Genomic DNA, 19,286 nt, shown 5'->3' on the forward strand with positions numbered 1-19,286 from the left:
GGCCGTGCGCGCCTGCATCGACGAGATGGCGTTCCGCGGCCTGCCCGCGCTCGCCCTGAGCACGGCGGCCGGCGCGCGTGCGGTGGTGACGCTGCAAGGTGCGCAGCTGGTGTCGTGGGCGCCGCCCGGCAGCGAGGACCGGCTCTGGGTCAGCGAGCGCGCCGTGGTCGACGGCAGCGCTCCGCTGCGCGGCGGTGTGCCGGTGTGCTTTCCACAATTCGCCACCCTCGGCCCGCTGCCGAGGCACGGACTGCTGCGCACCCGCCAGTGGGAGCTCGCCGGCAGCCGCTGCGGCGACGACTACGCGCTGGTGATCCTGCGCTGCACCGACGACGAGGCCAGCCGCGCACTCTGGCCGCACCGCTTCGCGATCGAACTGGCGATCGGCATCGAGAACAGCCGCCTCGATCTCGAGCTCGAGGTCGACAACTGCGGCAGCGCGTCCTTCACCTTCACCGCGGCGCTGCACAGCTATCTGCGGGTCGCCGAGGTCGAGGAAACCCGGCTCGAAGGCCTGCACGGCTTCGACTACCGCGACGCGACCGCGGGCAACCGCGTGAAGCGCGACAGCGGCGACGCACTGCTGATCGAAGGGGAAACCGACCGCGTCTATCGCGAGGTGGATTGCCCGCTGCTCTTGCGCGAGTACACCCGCAGCCTCGGCATCAACAGCGAGGGCTTCACCGACGTGGTGATATGGAACCCCTGGGAGAAGCGCTGCGCCGAGCTGCCCGACATGGCGCCCGGCGACTTCCGCCGCATGCTCTGCGTCGAGGCCGCGGTCGCCGAGCAACCGGTGAGCCTGGCGCCTGGCGAAGGTTGGTGGGGCCGGCAGACCCTGATCGCGCTGTAGGACCGCGGCCGTCGCGCCCCTTGTCCGCGCGCCGGCGGTGGTGCACCATCCCCGCCTTCGCGCCACTTTGAGCGCCCGTCCGCCGGGCGCCGCTTCCCCACCATGCTGCCTCCCATCGAACACCGCATCGCCGAAGAGCTCGGCGTCAGCCCGCGCCAGGTCATCTCCGCCGTCCAGCTACTCGACGACGGTGCCACCGTCCCCTTCATCGCCCGCTACCGCAAGGAGGTCACCGGTGGCCTCGACGACACCCAGCTGCGCACCCTGGAAGAACGCCTCGGCTATCTGCGCGAGCTCGAGGATCGTCGCGCCAGCGTGCTCGCCTCGATCGACGAGCAGGGCAAGCTCACCCCCGCGCTGCGACTGGAGATCGAGGACGCGGACACCAAGCAGCGCCTGGAGGACCTCTACCTTCCGTACAAGCCGAAGCGCCGCACCAAGGCGCAGATCGCGCGCGAAGCCGGCATCGGCCCGCTCGCCGAGGCGCTGCTCGCCAACCCGACGCTGACGCCCGAGGCCGAGGCGCAGAACCATGTCGACGCCGAGGCCGGCTTCGCCGACGCCAAGGCGGTGCTCGAGGGCGCGCGCCAGATCCTGATGGAGAGCTTCGCCGAGGATGCCGGGCTGCTCGGCGAGCTGCGCGCCTACCTGCACGACTACGGCAAGGTGCGCTCCGCGGTGGTCGAGGGCAAGGCGGCCGAAGGCGCGAAGTTCCGCGACTGGTTCGACTTCCAGGAGCCGATCGCGAGCATGCCCTCGCACCGCGCGCTCGCGCTGCTGCGCGGCCGCAACGAGGGCGTACTGCGCCTGCGCCTCGACGTCGACCGACCCGAGCTGGCGACCGACCCCCACGCGCCCCACCCCTGCGAGGGGCGCATCGCCGCGCGCTTCGGCATCCGCAACCAGGGTCGTCCCGCCGACCGCTGGCTGGCCGATACCGTGCGCTGGGCCTGGAGCGTGAAGATCTCGCTGCACCTCGAGCTCGATCTGATGAACGAGCTGCGCGAGCGCGCGGAGGAAGAGGCGATCCGCGTCTTCGCGCGCAACCTGAAGGACCTGCTGCTCGCCGCGCCCGCCGGTTCGCGCGCCACGATGGGCCTCGACCCCGGCATCCGCACCGGGGTCAAGGTCGCGGTGGTCGACGCCACCGGCAAGGTGGTCGACACCGCCACCGTCTACCCCTTCGAGCCGCGTCGCGACCGCGAGTCCTCACTCGCCGCGCTCGGCACTCTCGCCCGCAAGCACGCGGTCGACCTGGTGGCGATCGGCAACGGCACCGCCTCACGCGAAACCGATGCCCTCGTGGCCGAGCTGATCGCCCGTCATCCCGACCTGCGACTGACCAAGGTCGTGGTTTCGGAGGCCGGCGCCTCGGTGTACTCCGCCTCCGAGCTGGCCGCGCGCGAGTTTCCCGGACTCGATGTCTCGCTGCGCGGCGCGGTATCGATCGCTCGCCGACTTCAGGATCCGCTCGCCGAGCTGGTGAAGATCGATCCCAAGTCGATCGGCGTCGGCCAGTACCAGCACGACGTCAACCAGAGCCGGCTGGCGAAGAGCCTGGACGCGGTGGTCGAGGACTGCGTGAACGCGGTCGGGGTCGACGTCAACACCGCCTCCGCCCCGCTGCTCGCGCGCATCTCCGGCCTGAGCGGCACGCTCGCCGCCAACATCGTCGAGCACCGCGACACCAACGGCCCCTTCCGCAGCCGCGACGCGCTCAGGGACGTGCCGCGGCTCGGCCCCAAGACCTTCGAGCAGGCCGCCGGCTTCCTGCGCATCCCGAGCGGCGACAATCCGCTCGACGCCTCCTCGGTGCACCCCGAGGCCTATCCGGTCGTCGAGCGCATCCTCGCCCGGGTGCAAAAGAACGTGCGCGAGCTGATGGGCAACGCCGGCTTCCTGAAGTCGCTGAAGGCGGCCGAGTTCACCGACGAGCGCTTCGGCCTGCCGACCGTGGTCGACATCCTCGCCGAGCTCGAGAAGCCCGGCCGCGATCCGCGCCCGGAGTTCCGCACCGCGAGCTTCCGCGAAGGCATCGAGACCCTGGCCGACTTGCAGCCGGGCATGCTGCTCGAGGGGGTCGTGACCAACGTCACCAACTTCGGCGCTTTCGTCGATATCGGCGTTCACCAGGACGGACTGGTGCACATCTCGGCGCTCTCCAACACCTTCGTCAAGGATCCGCACAGCGTGGTCAAGGCCGGTCAGGTGGTGAAGGTCAAGGTGCTCGAGGTCGACATCCCGCGCAAGCGGATCGCGCTCACCATGCGACTCGCCGACGAGGCCGCGCCGACGGCGCGCAAGCCGGCCGGCGGCGACGCCCGCCCGCCACGGCGCGACGGCGACCGTCGCCCCTCGCGCGAGGAACGGACCCCGCGCGCGCAGGGCGGCCGCCGTGCGGACGCGGACGCGTCCGGCAACGCCCTCGCCGCCGCGTTCGCGCGCGCCCGCGGCAAGTGAACGCGAGGACGCGCCCATGCAAGCGGTGATCTACGGCATCCGGAACTGCGACACGATGAAGAAGGCCCTCGCCTGGCTCGCGGGCGAGGGTATCGCCGTGCACTTCCACGATTACCGCAAGGACGGCGTCGACGAGACCAGGCTGCGCGCCTGGTGTGCCGCCCTCGGCTACGACGCGCTGATCAACCGGCGCGGCACCACCTGGCGCAAGCTGAGCCCCGAGCAGCAGGCGATCGACGGCGACGACGCGGCGGTGGCGCTCATGCTCGCCCAACCCGCCCTGATCCGCCGCCCGGTGCTGGCCCTGCCCGGCGGCGAGCTGCTGGTCGGCTTCGACCTCGACGCCTGGCGCCGCACCCTCACCCCTGGAACCCGATCATGAGCGACACCCCGAACAGCTACGTCCAGCGCTTCCTGCTGGAGAAACTCGACATCCGCGGCGCGGTCGTGCGCCTCGGCGACGTCTGGCAGGCGATGCAGCGCGGCCGCGTGTATCCGCCCGCGGTCGCGCGCCTGCTCGGCGAGATGAGCGCGGTATCGGTCGTGATCGCCGGCAACCTCAAGCAGGACGCGCGGCTGACCTTCCAGATCCTGGGCCATGGCCCGGTCAGCCTGCTGGTGGTCGACTGCAACGAGGCGCTGAACCTGCGCGGCTACGCCAAGGCCGAGGGTGAGCCCGCGGGCGATTCGCTTCCCGACCTCGTGGGCGACGGCCGGCTGCAGCTCTCGCTCGACATCGCCGGGATGGATCAGCCCTACCAGAGCCTGGTACCGCTCGAGGGCGAGCGCATCGCGCAAACCTTCGAACACTATCTCGCCCAGTCCGAGCAGCAGCCCGCGGCCCTGTGGCTGGCGAGCGCGCCGCAGGCCTCGGCCGCGCTCTTCCTGCAGAAGCTGCCCGGCGCGGAGCTCAAGGACCTCGACGGCTGGTCGCGCGTCACCCAACTCGCGCGGACCGTACGCGAGGACGAGCTGCTCGGCCTCGACTCCGCGACCCTGCTCCGCCGCCTGTTCGCCGAAGAGGATGTGCGCCTGTTCGCACCGCGTGGCGTGACCCACGACTGGCCGGCCGACCCCGAGAAGGTGGCCGCCATGCTGCGCTCACTCGGCGAGCAGGAAGTGCGCTCGGTGCTGGCCGAGCACGGCGAGGTGGTGGTGCACGACGACCTGTCGAATCACACCTATCGCTTCGACGCCGCCGACGTAGACGCCTTGTTCAACCCGCCCACCCTGCAATGATCCAGCGTCGACCCCAATGGCGGCTTGCCGGATCACCGGGGCCTCAGTAGACTCGTCGGATTTCAAAGACCGCCCCACCAATGAGCGCATCCGCCTCCGCCCGCCCGATCGAATTCCGCAACGCACCCGACGGCACCACCATCGCAGTGTTGCAGGAAACCGAGCCGGCCGCGCTCGCCGACGCCCTGCACAAGATGCTCGGCGGCATGCCCGATTTTTTTGCCGGCGAAGAACTCGTCCTCGATTTCGGTGCGCTCGGCGCGACGCCGAAGAAAATCGACTGGGCCGGCCTGCTGCCCCTGCTGCGGCGCTACCAGCTCAAGCCGGTCGGGGTACGCAACCTCGATACGAGCCTGTGCGAGAGCGCGCGCCAGGCAGGTCTCGCCGTGATCGGCGGTGACGACCGGCGCGTTGCCGCCGCAGCTTCGAGCCGCGCTCCCCGCGAGACGCCGCCGCCGGCAGCGCCAGCGCCGCAGAGTGCGGCGCAGCCGGCGGCGGCGTCCGCACCGGCGCCGGAGGCAGTGGAAGCGTCCGCTGCTGCGGTCGCGACCCTGTTCGTCGACCGCATGGTGCGATCCGGCCAGCAGATCTACGCCCGCGGTGGCGACCTCGTGCTGCTCGGTGGCGTCAGTCCGGGCGCCGAGGTGATCGCCGACGGCAGCATCCACTGCTACGGCCCGCTGCGCGGTCGGGCGATCGCCGGCGCCCGCGGCGACCTCAAGGGGCGCATCTTCGCCACCGATTTCGGCCCGGAGCTGGTCTCCATCGCCGGGGTCTATCGCACTTTCGAAGGCGGCATCCCGTCGGCAGTGGCCGGTCGGCCGGCGCAGATCCGGCTCGACGCAGCCGAGCAGAAACTGAGCATCGAGGCGCTGAAGCTCGATTGAGCGCGAGCGCATTCATTCACACCAAGGGGACATCGTGAGAGTCATCGTCGTAACCTCCGGCAAGGGTGGCGTGGGCAAAACCACCACCAGCGCAGCCTTCTCCTCCGGCCTCGCACTGCGCGGCTTCAAGACCGCGGTCATCGATTTCGACATCGGCCTGCGCAACCTCGACCTCATCATGGGGTGCGAGCGCCGCGTGGTGTACGACCTGGTCAATGTGCTGCATGGCGAGGCCCGCCTGAGCCAGGCCCTGATCAAGGACAAGCACTGCGAGAACCTCTTCGTGCTGCCCGCGTCGCAGACGCGCGAGAAGGAGGCGCTCAGCGAGGAAGGCGTCGAGAAGGTGCTCAAGGAACTCGAGCACATGGGCTTCGACTATGTCGTGTGCGATTCGCCCGCGGGCATCGAGCATGGCGCGGTGATGGCGCTCACCTTCGCCGACGACGCGATCATCACCACCAACCCCGAGGTTTCCTCGGTCCGTGACTCGGATCGCATCCTCGGCATCCTGCAGTCCAAATCGCGGCGCGCGCGCGAGGGCAACGAGGCGGTGAAGGAATATCTGCTCGTCACCCGCTACTCGGCCAAGCGTGTGAACGAAGGCGAGATGCTGTCCTACAAGGACGTGCAGGAGCTGCTGCGGGTGCCGCTGATCGGCGTGATTCCCGAATCCGAGAACGTGCTGCACGCTTCCAACCAGGGCGTTCCGGCGGTGCACGTCAAGGGCTCGGACGTGGCCGAGGCCTACATGGACGTCGTCGCGCGCTACCTCGGCGAGGAGCGACCATTGCGCGGCGTGGACTACGAGAAGCCCGGCATCTTCAAGCGCCTGTTCGGAGGAAAGTGACATGTCCTTCCTTTCCAGACTGTTCGGCGAGAAGAAGAAGACGGCGGAGATCGCCAAGAATCGTCTGTCGCTGCTGATCGCTCACGAGCGCACCGGCGGCAGCCCCTCCTCGGACTTCCTCCCGGCACTGCAGCGCGAGCTGATCGAAGTGATCTCCAAGTATGTCGCCATCAATGCTGACGACATCAAGGTCCATCTCGACAAGCAGGACAACCTGGAAGTCCTCGAGGTAAACATCGTGCTGCCGGACCAGAACGCCCGCGGCTGAGCGGGCCCACCCAGGCAACGCCGCTGCTCGCGGCGGTGCCTGTCCGGCACGGCGCCAGAGAACACGCAATGACCCCTAAAGACAGCAGCACGCTCCATTACGCCGCCCTGGTGATCGCCAAGGCGGAGCGGCTCGACGAATTCCGCGCCAAGTTCCACGCGGGAGAGGATTTCGCCGAGGTGGAACGGCAGGTGAAGTCAGGCGGCACCTACCAGTTCATCATCGGCGGCAAGGACGACCGCTTCGGCGTCATCGTCGCCCTGCCCGATGGCACGTTTGCCGCCTGCGCGGCGATGAACGAGTGGGTCTTCGACAACCACGAGGAAGCCCAGGCCCTGGCCGAACGCCTGTCGCGCCCGGGCGAGGATTCCGACGGCGCCGAAGTGCTGGTGATGAGCTTCACGCCTCCGCCCGACGCCGGCTGACGCCGAGGGCGTCCCGAGAGGACGGCGTGCGCGCTTTGCCTCGCCGGCAAGCGCCTTGCTCGTCGTCTGGTGCCCGGGACGGGGGTCGAACCCGTAAGCCATGCGGCGGCGGATTTTAAGTCCGCTGCGGTTACCAATTTCGCCACCCGGGCAGGCGCGCGCATTGTAACCCGCGGCTCCGGACCCCGGGACCATGCGCAACCGCGCATCGAAGCTTTTCCCGACGTCATCCCGCCGCGGTCCCGGCATGGCATAGAATGCCCGGACGACACATCAGACGGGCGCGATGCCCGTACGGATAACGCCTCAAACAGGAGATCGATCGTGCCGAGTTTGCTCCCCAACGTGGATCCCGACGGCCTGCTGGAATATTCTGTCGTCTACACCGACCGCGCAGTCAATCACATGTCGAAGCGCTTCCAGGCGGCGATGAAGGAGATTTCGGCTGCGCTGAAGAGGGTGTACAGCGCGGACTCCGCCGTGGTCGTGCCGGGTAGCGGCACATTCGCGATGGAGGCGGTGGCGCGCCAGTTCGCCACCGGGCGCAAGTGCCTGGTGATCCGCAACGGCTGGTTCAGCTACCGCTGGACGCAGATCTTCGATATGGGCGGCATTCCGTCCGAATCGATCGTGCTGAAGGCGCGCCCGGTGTCCGAAGCGCCGCAGGCGCCCTTCGCCCCGGCGCCGATCGAGGAAGTCGTCGCTACGATCCGCGGCGACAGGCCGGATATGGTGTTTGCGCCCCACGTCGAAACGGCCTCCGGCATGCTCCTGCCGGACGATTACCTGCGCGCGGTCGGCGACGCGGTGCGCGAGGTGGGTGGCCTGTTCGTGCTCGACTGCGTCGCCTCGGGCACGGTCTGGGTCGACATGAAGGACTGCAAGGTCGACATCCTGATCACCGCGCCCCAGAAGGGCTGGAGTTCCTCGCCGTGCTGTGGCCTGGTGATGCTCGGCGAGCGGGCGCGCGAGCGCATCGACGCGACCACCAGCACCAGCTTCGCCGCGGATCTGCGCAAGTGGCTCCAGATCATGGAGACCTACGAACAGGGCGGTCACGCCTACCATGCGACGATGCCGACCGACGACCTGCTGCGCCTGCGCGACGTCATGAAGGAAGCGGAGGCCCAGGGCTTCGACAGGCTGTGCGCCGCGCAGCGGGAGCTCGGCACGAAGGTGCGCGCGCTGCTCGCCGAGCGCGGCTTTCCGAGCGTGGCGGCGCCCGGCTTCGAGGCGCCGGGCGTGGTGGTGTCCTACACCGACGACGACGGCATCCGCAGCGGCGCGAAGTTCGCCGCGGTCGGCCTGCAGACCGCCGCCGGCGTGCCGCTGCAGTGCGACGAGCCGGCCGACTTCAAGACGTTCCGCATCGGCCTGTTCGGGCTGGAAAAGCTCTACGACGTCGATCGCACCGTCGCCACCCTGGCAGCGGCCCTCGACAGGATCGCCTGAGACCGTGACGCCGGCGCGGGGCGCTCAAGCCGCTCCGCGCCGGTGGCGACATTCGCCCATCACCCAGGTCGCGTTGACCGCGCGGTCATCGCCGAGCGTCATCAGCGCGAACAGTCGCTCCTCCAGATCTCGCGCGCGCTCGACCCGGCGGGCAAGCAGCGGGGTTGCCTGCAGGTCCAGCACGACGAAATCCCCCTCGCATCCCGGCGCGAAGCTGCCCACGGTGTCCTCCATGCGCAGGGCGCGCGCCGCCCCGAGTGTCGCGTGATAGAAGGCGGACCAGGGCGAAAGCGCGCGCCCGCGCAGTTGCCCCACCTTGTAGGCCTCGCTCATGGTTCTCAGCATCGAGAAGCTGGTGCCCGCGCCAACGTCGGTCGCCAGCCCCACCCCCACGCCCTGCGCGCGCGCCGCATCGATGTCGAACAGGCCGCTGCCGAGGAAGAGGTTCGACGTCGGACAGAACGCGATCGCGCTGCCGCTCTCCGCCAGGCGGCGGCGGTCAGTGTCGTCGATGTGGATGCAGTGGGCGTAGATCGCACGCTCGCCCAGCAGGCCGTATCGATCGAACACATCGAGGTAGCTGCGCGCAGCGGGGAAGAGCTCGGCCACCCAGGCGACCTCGCCGCGGTTCTCGGCGAGGTGCGACTGCAGGTGCACGCCCGGGTGTGCGGCGAACTGGCGGCCGGCGAGTTCGAGCTGGCGCGCACTCGAGGTGGCGGCGAAACGCGGCGTCACCGCATAGCGCGCCCTTCCCCGTCCGTGCCAGCGCGCAATCAGTTCCTCGCCCTGGGCGTGGGCGAGCTCGGCATCGACGCTGAGCGCCGCCGGCGCGTTGCGGTCCATCAGCACCAGTCCGGTGGTCATCCGCATGCCACGCGCCTCGGCGGCGGCGAACAGCGCATCGACCGCCTGCGGATGGACGGTGGCAAAGCACTGCGCCGAGGTCGTGCCGTTGCGCAGCAGCTCGTCGCAGAAGAAGCCCGCGGTCTCGCGCGCCACCGTCGCATCGGCGAAGCGCGCCTCGCACGGGAAGACATAGCGCTCGAGCCAGCGCAGCAGCTGCTCACCAGGACTGGCGATGACGTCGGTCTGGGGGTAGTGGGCGTGGCAGTCGATGAAACCGGGCATCAGCAGCCGGCCGCGGTAGTCGGTGAGTTCGACCTCGGGCGGCAGGCCGGGCAGCAGCTCGGCCGCCTCGCCGAACGCGCGCACCTTGCCGTCGGCGAGCACCAGCAGGCCGTCCTCGTGGGCGACGACCGCCGCATCGCCGGCCTGCGCCGGATCGTCGACGAAATGCAGGATGCCGGCACGGAATGCCTGCAGACGGGGGGCGGGAGTCGGCATCAGACGTCCGTCGGAGTCGCGGGAACGGAAGCCATTATAGGCAGGCCCCCCGGCGCCGCGCGCCCGGCCGCGGCCTGCTCGCGCACTTGAAACAGCTGCGCGGCGATCGAGATCGCGATCGCCGCCGGGTGCTTGTCGCGAATGCCGTCGATTCCGACCGGACACACCATGCGTCCGATCGACGCCGCGGGCACGCCGCGGGCGAGGAGCCTGCGATGGAAGGACTCACGCTTGCTCGCCGACCCGATCAGCCCGAACCAGGCAAACTCGCCGCGCCGCAGTATTCGCTCCGCGATCCGCAGGTCGAGGGCATGGCTGTGGGTCATCACCAGGTGGCAGGCGTCGGGCGGCGCGCGGTCGACCTCGGCCTCGGGCGTGTCGACCGCGACGCGCCGCACGCGCTCGGGCACCCTGGACGGAAACGACTCCTCGCGCTCGTCGATCCAGTCGATGCGACAGGGCGCTCCGGAGAGCACCTGCACCAGCGCGCGACCGACATGGCCAGCGCCGTACAGCAGCAGACGGAAGACCGGTGGGGGGAGCGGGTCGAACAGGAGCCGCGCGCTGCGCCCCTCGCCGAACGGAACTTCCGCGATGACCGCGCTCGCAAGGCCGCTTGCGAGCAGCGGCCGCGCCAACGCCGCCGCCGGCGTCAGCAGCCCCGCCAGGCCGAGGGCACCCACATCCGCTGCCTGCGGCTCGCCTTCGGCCTCCTCCTCCGTCACGACCACTCGTCCGGGCAAAGGATCGTCATTCATCCCGCACACCATGATCGCCGCCCGTCCGGCTGCGGCGAAGCGCAGCAGCTCGGCCACCCATGCCTCGTCGCCGGCGACGCGCTCGAAGCGCAACCAGACCACCCCGCCACAGCACTAGCCGAGGCTGGGGCCGAGCGCATGGCGCAGGAGCCTCGGCTGCCCGCCCGAAGCGAGCAACGCACGTGCGAACGCGACGGCCTCCTGCTCGAGCCGGCCGCCGCCGATCGTGCCGCCGATGCTCGCGCCGTAGACCACCATGTGCGCGCCCGCATCGCGCGGCGCCGAGCCGCGCACCGCCGCCACCGTCACCAGCACCGAGGCTGAACCACGACGGCGGCAGTCGGCGAGGGCTACGAGCCAGTCTTCCATGGCCACCCGCTAGACGCCGGCGCCGGCGCGCGCGGCCTCGATCGCGTCGAGGATGGCTTCCGGCGTGGCCGGCGCGCGAAGCGGGGGCGCCACCCGCGGCGGCGCGAAGGACGCGATCGCGTCGCGGATGGCGAGGAAGACCGAGATGCCGAGCAGGAAGGGCGGTTCGCCGACCGCCTTCGAGCGCAGGATCGTATCCTCGCGGTTGGGATTGGGGTAGAGGCGGACGCGGAAGTCGGGCGGGCAGTCCGATACCCCGGGGATCTTGTAGGTCGACGGCGAATGCGTCAGCAGACGACCCTCGGCATCGCGACGAAGCTCCTCCATCGTCAGCCAGCCCATACCCTGGATGAAGCCGCCCTCGACCTGGCCGCGATCGATCGCAGGGTTGATCGACGCGCCGGCGTCGTGCAGCAGGTCGGCGCGTAACACCCGCCATTCGCCGGTGAGGCTGTCGATGACCACTTCGGACACCGCCGCGCCGTAGGCGAAGTAGTAGAAGGGGTGTCCGGTCATGCTGTCCTCATCCCAATGCAAGCTCGGGGTCGCGTAGAAGCCGTCGGACCACAGCTGGACGCGGGCGCGATGGGCCAGTCGGGCGAGCGCCGCGATCGACATCTCCGCGTCTCCGGCGCGCACCCGGCCCTCGGCGAAGCCGACCGCCTCGAGCGGCACGCCGAAGTGCGCCGCAGCCACCGCCGCCAGCCGCTCGCGGATCCGGCGCGCCGCCGCCTCCGCCGCCTTGCCGTTGAGGTCGGTGCCCGTCGAGGCGGCGGTCGCCGAGGTGTTCGCGACGCGCGACACATCGGTGGGGGCGATCCGCACCACCGAAAGGGAGACACCGAGCGTGCGGGCGACCACCTGCGCGACCTTGGTGTGCACCCCCTGCCCCATCTCGGTGCCGCCGTGGCTGAGGAGCACCGAGCCGTCGGTGTACAGATGCACCAGCGCGCCGGCCTGGTTGAGGTGCGACAGGTTGAAGGAGATGCCGAACTTCACCGGCGTCAGCGCCAGTCCCTTGCGCAGCACCGGGCTGTCGGCATTGAAGGCGCGCACTGCGTCCCGGCGCAGCCGGTACTCGCTGCTCGCCTCGAGTTCGGCGACCAGCGACTCGAGCACGTTGTCGACCACGCGCTGGCCATACGGCGTGAGGTCCCGCCCCTCGCCACCGTAGAAGTTGCGCCGCCGCACCGCGAGCGGATCTTCGTCGAGGCGGCGGGCGATGGTGTCGATCAGGTATTCGGTGGCGAGCGCGGCCTGCGGCGCGCCGAAGCCGCGGAAGGCCGTGCTCGACTGCAGGTTGGTGCGGCAGCACAGGGCGCGGATGTCCACATGCGGGAGGAAGTAGGCGTTGTCCACATGGCATGCCGCGCGCGTCGCGATCGCGCCGGAGAGGTCCGCGCAGTGGCCGGCGTTGAGCGCCATCTCAACGTCTGCGGCGAGGATCCGGCCGCTGTCGTCGTAACCGGCCGCGAGCCGGTAGAGCACCTCGTGGCGCTTGCCGGTCGCGCACATGTCGTCGTCGCGGTCGAGTCGCAGCTTCACCGGGCGGCGAAGCTTCCAGGCGGCGAGCGCGGCGAGGCAGGCGAATCCCGTCGCCTGTGCCTCCTTGCCGCCGAAGCCACCACCGAGCCGGCGTACCTCGACCACGATCCGGTTCGCCGTGGTGGCTAGGCAACGCGCCACCGACTTCTGGACCTCGCTCGGATGCTGGGTGGAGCACCACAGGTGGAGGCCGCCGTCCTCGACCGGCAGACAGTACGAAACCTGGCCCTCGAGATAGAAGTGCTCCTGGCCGCCGGCCCGCCATTCGGCGACGAGGCGATGCGGGGCGGCGGCGAGCGCCGCCTGCGGGTCGCCGCGGCGCAACTGCATCGGCGGCAGCACCAGGTCGAGTTTGTCACGCGCCGCGGCGAGGTCGAGCCGCGCGGGCAGCGCTTCGTAGTCGATCCGCGCCGCGCGCGCGGCGCGCCGGGCCGTCTCGGCCGAATCGGCGACCACCAGAAACACCGGCTGGCCGACGTAGCGCACCTCGCCGTCGGCCAGGATCGGTTCGTCGGCCACTACCGCGCCGCAATCGTTGATGCCGGGGATATCGGCGGCGGTGAGCACGGCGACCACCCCGGGCTGGCGCCGCACCGCCTCGAGCTCGGGCGCCCGGATGCGGGCATGGGCGCGCTCCGACAGGCCGGGCGCGGCATGCAGCGTCCCCGCCACCACGGCAATGTCATCCACGTAGTCCGCCTCGCCGCTGACGTGCAGGCGGGCCGATTCGTGCGCCACGCCCTCGGGCGCGGCGGGAACGCTCATCGGGATCGCTTCCATGGTGCCCTCCTCAACCCAGCGAACGGAGGTCGACCTGGGCGGCCGCCAGGGGCGCCTCGCGCCGCGTCTCCAGCCACAGCCGCATCAGCAGATTCTGTGCCACCTTCATGCGGTAGGTGGAAGAGGCGCGCAGGTCGTCGATCGGGCGAAAGTCTTCCTCGAGCGCCGCCATCGCCGCACGTACCGCAGCCTCGTCCCAGGGGCGGCCCAGCAGCGCCGCCTCCGCGGCGGGGGCCCGCTTCGGCGTCGCCGCCATTCCGCCCCAGGCCAGACGCGCCTCACACACGTTTCGGCCGTCGAGCCGCAGGGCAAAGCCGGCGGATACCGCGGCGACGTCCTGGTCGTGGCGCCGAGCGACCTTGTAGCCACGCACGCGCAGGTCCGCCTGCGGCCGCGGCACGCGCACCGCTTCGATGAACTCGCCCGGAGTGAGCGCGGTCTGCCGGTAGCCGCGATGAAAATCCCCCAGCGCCAGTTCGCGCACCGCCTCGCCCCGGCGCAGCAGGAGGCTTGCGCCGAGCGCGATCAGGATCGGGGTCGCGTCGCCGACCGGCGATGCATTGGCGATGTTGCCACCCAGGGTGCCGGCATTGCGCACCGGCATCGCGCCGAAGCGCCGCCACAGGGCGGCGAGCTCGGGATAGAGGCGGTCGAGCGCGGCGAAGGCGTCCCTCAGGCTGGCACCTGCGCCGATCTCGAGACCGCCGCCGTCGGGCACGATGCGTTTGAGCTCCTCCACCCGGCCGACATGGATCAGATGCGGCAGCGGCCGGTGCCGCTTGCGCACCCAGGGCGCGGCATCGGTCCCCCCGGCGAGGATGCAGGCCTCCGGATGGGCCTCGCACAGCGCAGCGAATCCAGCAAGGCTGGTCGGCGCATCGAAGCGTACGTGCGGCCCGTCGATGCAGAGCGGGTCGCGCCGCTCGAGGGCGACGAGGCGCGCGAGAAGGGCACGCTCGGATTCGCCCGCCTCGCTCCCCGCCCCGGGCCGGCGCAGCCAGTCCCGCTCGTCCGCGCCCAGCGCGTACATCCGTGCGCCCGCCTCGACGATCGGCCGATACCCGGTGCAGCGGCACAGGTTGCCCGCCAGCGCGTCCCGGATCGCCGCCGCCGTCGGCGCTTCGTCCGACCTGAACAGGGCGAACAGCGACATCACGAAGCCGGGCGTGCAGAAGCCGCATTGCGAGCCGTGGCATTCGACGAGCGCCTGCTGTACCGGATGCAGCACACCGTCGGCGGCCTTCAGCGACTCGACGGTGAACAAGGCCTTGCCATCGAGCGTGGGCAGGAAGCAGAGGCAGGCGGCGAGCGCGCGAAGGCGGAGGCGCTCGCCCTGCGCGGCGACGACGCGCTCGCCGACGACCACGTTGCAGGCCCCGCAGTCGCCCTCGGCGCAGCCCTCCTTGGTGCCGGTGCACCCGAGGTCTTCGCGCAGGAAGTCGAGCAGGCTGCGCGTAGGCACCGGGTCATGGACTTCGACGATGCGGTCGTCGAGCAGGAAGCGGATCGTTGCGCGCCCCGGCTCGGGGGAAGTGATGCCGCCGCCTGCCTTCATTGCTCGCGCTCCATCCATGCGGGATGGCTTCATCATGGGGGCCCCTTTCGGCTTGTCAAGGGCGGACGCAAACCCCGCGCCGATGCGGCGAAACCATCGCTGACGACCCCGCCGTTACGGCCGTGGGGGGTGTGCCGGCGGCGTATAATCAAGACTCCCGCATCGATCCGGCGCCGTTTGCCCCTCCGATGATCGTCCTCGACCTGCGCTGCGACCACAATCACCGCTTCGAAGGCTGGTTCGGCTCCGCCGACGCCTTCGCCGAGCAGTGCGCGCGCGGGCTGGTGTCCTGCCCCGAATGCGGCTCGACCGCGATCGATCGCCTGCCGAGCGCGCCCTACGTGCAGACTCGCCAGCCGCAGCCGCCTGCGGCGCAGCCGGACAAGCCACGATCGGCGGTGCCGGAACGGGCCTCCGCCGGCGCGCCGCCCTCCGCAGCGCGGCCCTTCGCAGCGCCGCCCGCCGCCGAGGCGGCAATCGCCTTCGCAGTCGCCGCCCTGCGCCGGATGTCGCGCGACGCCGAGGACGTCGGCGAACGTTTCCCCGACGAGGCACGCCGCATACACTACGGGGAGATCGAGGCGCGCAGCATCCGTGGCCAGGCCTCGCGTGACGAGCTGGGCGAACTGCTCGAGGAAGGCATCACGGTGCTGCCTGTGCCGCCCGACGAAGACCTGCACTGAAGCGCACCAGCGGCACCCACATCTCGTCTGCGCTCAGCCCGCCGTGCACCCCGCGCATCGACACCGGCTTCTCGCCCGCCACCCGGTCCGCGAGCGTCCACCCCGCCTCCATCAGCAGCACATGGGTGCCGACGCGCTCGGCCAGCCGCCGGTGCGGCCGCCCGGGTCCGAGCAGTCCGCTGTGCCGCAGTGCCGGGCCTTCGACCAGCACCGCCCTGCCGCCGAGTTCCGATGCCACCCAGGCATTGAATTCCGCCGCCGCCCCTTGGCGGACCGCACAGAAGGCAGCGCGACGCTCGCCGAACAGCGGCGCTTCGAGCATCGCCGCCACGTCCGGCCACGCCGCGAGTTGCAGGCAGCGTTCATCGGGGACATCGATGAAGCCATGGTCGGCGGTCAATACGAGCTGGGCCCCCGTGCCCTCGAGGCGTGCGGCGAGGCGCGTGAAGACGGCGTCGATGTGCGCGAAGCACGACAGCGCCTCCTCCGACTGGCAGCCGAACTGGTGGCTCAAGGCGTCCAGGCTCGAGTAGTAGGCATGGATCAGGCCACCCGAATCACGCAAGGCCCCGGCCTCGGCGACGATGGCCTCCTCGAGGCCGGAGAGCGAACGATAGGGACGGACCCGGGCGCCGTGGGAATGCCGCCGCGAAAAGCCGGAACCGGCGATTTCCGCGGGCGAGACCACCACCACCGGCCGGCATGCGCCGGCAAATGCCGAGCGGTAGGGAAACAGCCGCGGCAGCAGCGCCGGGGCCTCGAGCGGGCCGTTGCCGCGCCGCTGCAGCGGGAGCGGGGCGATCACCCCGCCGAAGCGGCGGTCGTGGATGAACCAGCCGTTGAGCCCGTGCTGCGCCGGCGCGAGCCCGGTCATCAGCGTGGTCACCGCGCTCGCGGTGGTGCTCGGGAACACCGAACTCAGGCGTCCTGCCCGATGCGCGAGCAAGGCCCCGCCGCCGCCGTGGCGGGCGAGGAAATTGTCGCCGAGGCCATCGATGACGAGCAGCACGACCAGCGCCCGTTCGCCCGCACCCACCCCGGCCAGCGGCCAGCCGGCGCTGTCATCGTGAAGCCACTCGCGCATGCCGTGCGCCAGGCGGTAAAGACCGCGCTCGCCGTAGTCCGGCACGGCTGCGGCACTCGGCAGGGGAATGGTGGAGATGGTCATCGACAGGGGGGGGAGACGGCAAAAACCGGATGCATGCAGAGCATACATCCGGTTCTCGTGCTGGAGCGGGAAACGAGGCTCGAACTCGCGACCTCAACCTTGGCAAGGTTGCGCTCTACCAACTGAGCTATTCCCGCATGGACCGTGGCCACACTGCTGGCCGAATTCTTCCGGCATACGAAGCGCGCCGGCGCGTCGGGCTTCGTGCTCCGCTCGACGGGGGCGAAATATACTTGCGCCCGCGGCGGCGTGCAAGAGTCGCCGCGCCAAATCCCCCCTGCCTGCCGAGGTGCAGCTAGCCCGCGATGAAGCCCGCATGCGACAATCGCATTCAAAGGGCGGCGGGAGCGGGTACGCCCCGTTTTCGCCTCCCGGTGGGCTGCCCGGCAGCCGAACCCGCAAAGTCCAGGTGCGCCTGATGATCCATCCGAGCCATGACCCTGCAAGGGTCGATCCGAATACCTTGCAGCAGTTGATGGACGCCGTTCACCGCGACCCGTTCGCCGTGCTCGGCATGCATGAAATCGACGGCGGGCTGGTGGTGCGCGCCCTGCTCCCCGGCGCCCTGACGGTCGAGGTGCTCGATCGCCGTGCGCAGCGCACCGGCGCGCTCACGCGGCAGGACGACAGCGCGCTCTTCGTCGGCGTGCTGCCGCGCCGCCGCAAGCCCTTCGCATACCGGCTGAGGGTGCAGTGGCGCGCGCCCGAGGGCGGACCGGGACCGGTCGCGATCCTCGACGACGCCTACCGCTTTCCCCCACTGCTTGGCGCGCTCGACGCCTGGCTGCTCGGCGAGGGTACGCACCATCGGCCCTACGAATGGCTGGGTGCGCATCCGCAGGCGATCGACGAGGTCGGCGGCACGCGCTTCGCGGTGTGGGCGCCTGCGGCAAAGCGGGTATCGGTGGTCGGCGGCTTCAACCACTGGGACGGACGCCGCCACCCGATGCGGCTGCGCCACGGCTGCGGCATCTGGGAGATCTTCGTGCCCGGCGTCGGCGAGGGCGAACTCTACAAGTTCGAGGTCCTGGGCGCCGACGACCGCCTGCGGCTGAAGGCCGACCCCTTCGCCTTCCGCGCCGAGATGCGGCCGCAGACCGCCTCGGTGGTCCAGCGGCTGCTGCCCGGCCTGGCGAGCCAGGAAGCGCGCCGGCGCGCCAACGCCCTCGACGCACCGATCAGCATCTACGAGGTGCACCTCGGCTCGTGGCGCCGGAACGAGCGCGGGGAATGGCTCGACTATCGAGAGCTCGCCGAACAGCTCGTCGCCTACGTCGCCGACATGGGCTTCACCCATATCGAGCTGCTGCCGGTGCAGGAGCACCCCTTCGACGGCTCCTGGGGCTACCAGCCGACCGGACTCTATGCACCGACCTCCCGCTTCGGCCGCCCGGAGGACTTCCGCGCGCTGGTCGCGGCCGCCCACGCGGCGGGGATCGGCGTGCTGCTCGACTGGGTGTCCGCGCACTTCCCGACCGACGACCATGGGCTCGCCGAGTTCGACGGCAGCTGCCTGTACGAGCACGCCGACCCGCGCGAGGGCTTCCATCGCGACTGGAACACGCTGATCTACAACTACGGCCGCGTCGAGGTGCGCAACTACCTGGTCGCCAACGCGCTGTACTGGATCGAGCGCTACGGCCTCGACGGCCTGCGGGTCGACGCAGTGGCCTCGATGCTCTACCGGGACTACAGCCGCGCCGACGGCGAATGGGTCCCCAACCGCTACGGCGGGCGTGAGAACCTGGAGGCGATCGCCTTCCTGCGCCGGATGAACCACATCGTCGGCACCGAGCGTCCCGAGGCGACGACCTTCGCCGAGGAGTCCACCGCCTTCCCCGCGGTGACGCGGCCGCCGAGCGCCGACTTCGAGCACGGCGGCCTCGGTTTCCACTTCAAGTGGAACATGGGCTGGATGAACGACACCCTGGCCTACATGGCGCGCGAGCCGGTCCATCGGCGCTACCACCACGACCAGATCCGCTTTTCGATGATGTACGCCTTCACCGAGAACTTCGTGCTGCCGCTTTCGCACGACGAGGTGGTGCACGGCAAGGGCTCGCTGCTGAACAAGATGCCGGGCGACGACTGGCAGAAGTTCGCCAACCTGCGCGCGCTGTACGGCTACATGTGGGCGCATCCGGGCAAGAAGCTGCTGTTCATGGGCTGCGAGTTCGCCCAGTGGGACGAATGGAACGCCGATCGCTCGCTCGACTGGCACCTGCTCGAGCACGGCCCCCATGCCGGCATGCAACGCCTGGTGCGCGACCTCAACCGGGTCATGCGCGCGTGGCCGGCGCTGCATCGGCTCGACGTTGCGCCCGAGGGCTTCGCCTGGATCGAGCACGCCGACGCCGAGCACTCGGTGCTCGCCTTCGAACGCCACGCCGGCGCCGACGAGGCGCCGGTGGTGGTGGTCTGCAACTTCACGCCGGTCGTGCGCCACGACTGGCGCATCGGGGTGCCCTTTGCAGGCACTTGGCGCGAGCTGATCAACACCGACGCGGCCCTCTACGGCGGTTCGGGCGTGGTCAATCCGCCGCGCGCGAGCGAAGCCGTCGCCTGGCAGGGGCGCGCCCAGTCGGTGACGCTGAGCCTGCCGCCGCTGGCGGTGGTGATGATGGTGTGCGATGGGCGGTCGTGAGCACCCCGT

Annotated in this window: 17 protein-coding genes and 2 tRNA genes; 11 read left to right on the forward strand and 8 right to left on the reverse strand. The window is 70.4% G+C overall.

Annotated features, from left to right (window positions below; genetic code table 11):
- Positions 1-4: 4 nt before the first annotated feature.
- The 8 genes from BB334_RS04640 (at position 5) to BB334_RS04675 (ending at position 6,979) form a co-directional block, all read left to right on the forward strand.
- Positions 5-853, forward strand: a complete 849-nt coding sequence (locus BB334_RS04640; protein WP_068804974.1) for a D-hexose-6-phosphate mutarotase — start codon at positions 5-7, stop codon at positions 851-853.
- Positions 854-955: 102 nt separating this feature from the next.
- The gene (locus tag BB334_RS04645) at positions 956-3,313 is read left to right on the forward strand and encodes a Tex family protein (RefSeq protein WP_068804978.1); all 2,358 of its coding nucleotides are present in this window, start codon (positions 956-958) and stop codon (positions 3,311-3,313) included.
- Between the two features lie 16 nt (positions 3,314-3,329).
- Positions 3,330-3,695 carry an ArsC family reductase gene (locus tag BB334_RS04650; protein WP_068804981.1) on the forward strand — a complete coding sequence of 122 codons (366 nt, stop codon included), beginning with the start codon at positions 3,330-3,332 and terminating at the stop codon, positions 3,693-3,695.
- Complete coding sequence (gene hslO / locus BB334_RS04655; protein WP_408646417.1) at positions 3,692-4,552, forward strand: Hsp33 family molecular chaperone HslO; 861 nt, start codon at positions 3,692-3,694, stop codon at positions 4,550-4,552. The genes BB334_RS04650 and hslO overlap by 4 nt, the downstream gene beginning before the upstream one ends.
- A gap of 80 nt (positions 4,553-4,632) precedes the next feature.
- Positions 4,633-5,439, forward strand: a complete 807-nt coding sequence (minC, locus tag BB334_RS04660; RefSeq protein WP_068804984.1) for a septum site-determining protein MinC — start codon at positions 4,633-4,635, stop codon at positions 5,437-5,439.
- A 34-nt stretch (positions 5,440-5,473) separates the two neighbouring features.
- Positions 5,474-6,286 (forward strand): septum site-determining protein MinD, encoded by an 813-nt coding sequence (gene minD, locus BB334_RS04665; protein WP_232756653.1) that lies wholly within the window; start codon positions 5,474-5,476, stop codon positions 6,284-6,286.
- 1 nt (position 6,287) lies between these two features.
- Positions 6,288-6,554 (forward strand): cell division topological specificity factor MinE, encoded by a 267-nt coding sequence (minE, locus tag BB334_RS04670; protein WP_068804989.1) that lies wholly within the window; start codon positions 6,288-6,290, stop codon positions 6,552-6,554.
- Positions 6,555-6,622: 68 nt separating this feature from the next.
- Complete coding sequence (locus BB334_RS04675; protein WP_068804993.1) at positions 6,623-6,979, forward strand: hypothetical protein; 357 nt, start codon at positions 6,623-6,625, stop codon at positions 6,977-6,979.
- 67 nt (positions 6,980-7,046) lie between these two features.
- On the opposite strand, the gene BB334_RS04680 is transcribed toward BB334_RS04675, so the two are convergent.
- Positions 7,047-7,131: transfer RNA gene (locus BB334_RS04680), tRNA-Leu, on the reverse strand.
- Between the two features lie 172 nt (positions 7,132-7,303).
- On the opposite strand from BB334_RS04680, the gene BB334_RS04685 reads away from it, so the two are divergent.
- Positions 7,304-8,431, forward strand: coding sequence for an aminotransferase class V-fold PLP-dependent enzyme (locus tag BB334_RS04685; protein WP_068804996.1), 1,128 nt, complete (start codon positions 7,304-7,306; stop codon positions 8,429-8,431).
- Positions 8,432-8,455: 24 nt separating this feature from the next.
- Here the strand turns inward: BB334_RS04685 and guaD are convergent, their stop codons facing one another.
- Genes guaD through xdhA form a run of 5 tightly spaced genes read right to left on the reverse strand, consistent with a single transcriptional unit; the run spans position 8,456 to position 14,782 of the window.
- Positions 8,456-9,775, reverse strand: coding sequence for a guanine deaminase (guaD, locus tag BB334_RS04690; RefSeq protein ID WP_068804999.1), 1,320 nt, complete (start codon positions 9,773-9,775; stop codon positions 8,456-8,458).
- Positions 9,775-10,590 carry a xanthine dehydrogenase accessory protein XdhC gene (gene xdhC, locus BB334_RS04695; RefSeq protein WP_198531178.1) on the reverse strand — a complete coding sequence of 272 codons (816 nt, stop codon included), beginning with the start codon at positions 10,588-10,590 and terminating at the stop codon, positions 9,775-9,777. Before xdhC ends, guaD begins: the two co-directional genes overlap by 1 nt.
- Positions 10,591-10,647: 57 nt before the next feature.
- Positions 10,648-10,902 carry an XdhC family protein gene (locus tag BB334_RS18405; protein ID WP_198531179.1) on the reverse strand — a complete coding sequence of 85 codons (255 nt, stop codon included), beginning with the start codon at positions 10,900-10,902 and terminating at the stop codon, positions 10,648-10,650.
- Positions 10,903-10,911: 9 nt separating this feature from the next.
- On the reverse strand, positions 10,912-13,227 hold the full coding sequence (xdhB, locus tag BB334_RS04700; RefSeq protein ID WP_068805002.1) for a xanthine dehydrogenase molybdopterin binding subunit: 2,316 nt from the start codon (positions 13,225-13,227) through the stop codon (positions 10,912-10,914).
- 10 nt (positions 13,228-13,237) lie between these two features.
- The gene (gene xdhA / locus BB334_RS04705) at positions 13,238-14,782 is read right to left on the reverse strand and encodes a xanthine dehydrogenase small subunit (RefSeq protein WP_068805005.1); all 1,545 of its coding nucleotides are present in this window, start codon (positions 14,780-14,782) and stop codon (positions 13,238-13,240) included.
- A gap of 188 nt (positions 14,783-14,970) precedes the next feature.
- Between xdhA and BB334_RS04710 the strand changes: the two genes are divergently transcribed.
- Positions 14,971-15,465: a DUF1178 family protein gene (locus tag BB334_RS04710; protein ID WP_068805008.1), complete on the forward strand. Its 495-nt coding sequence runs from the start codon at positions 14,971-14,973 to the stop codon at positions 15,463-15,465.
- On the opposite strand, the gene BB334_RS04715 is transcribed toward BB334_RS04710, so the two are convergent.
- Both BB334_RS04715 and BB334_RS04720 read right to left on the reverse strand, forming a co-directional pair.
- Entirely contained in the window at positions 15,425-16,633 is a 1,209-nt protein-coding gene (locus BB334_RS04715) for an alkaline phosphatase family protein (RefSeq protein WP_068805011.1), read from the reverse strand. The two genes, BB334_RS04710 and BB334_RS04715, sit on opposite strands and share 41 nt — an antisense overlap.
- Positions 16,634-16,694: 61 nt before the next feature.
- A tRNA-Gly gene (locus tag BB334_RS04720) sits at positions 16,695-16,770 on the reverse strand.
- A 281-nt stretch (positions 16,771-17,051) separates the two neighbouring features.
- Between BB334_RS04720 and glgB the strand changes: the two genes are divergently transcribed.
- Positions 17,052-19,277 carry a 1,4-alpha-glucan branching protein GlgB gene (gene glgB / locus BB334_RS04725; RefSeq protein WP_158014350.1) on the forward strand — a complete coding sequence of 742 codons (2,226 nt, stop codon included), beginning with the start codon at positions 17,052-17,054 and terminating at the stop codon, positions 19,275-19,277.
- Positions 19,278-19,286 lie beyond the last annotated feature (9 nt).

This window comes from Thauera phenolivorans, assembly GCF_001696715.1.
Taxonomy (GTDB): Bacteria; Pseudomonadota; Gammaproteobacteria; order Burkholderiales; family Rhodocyclaceae; genus Thauera; species Thauera phenolivorans.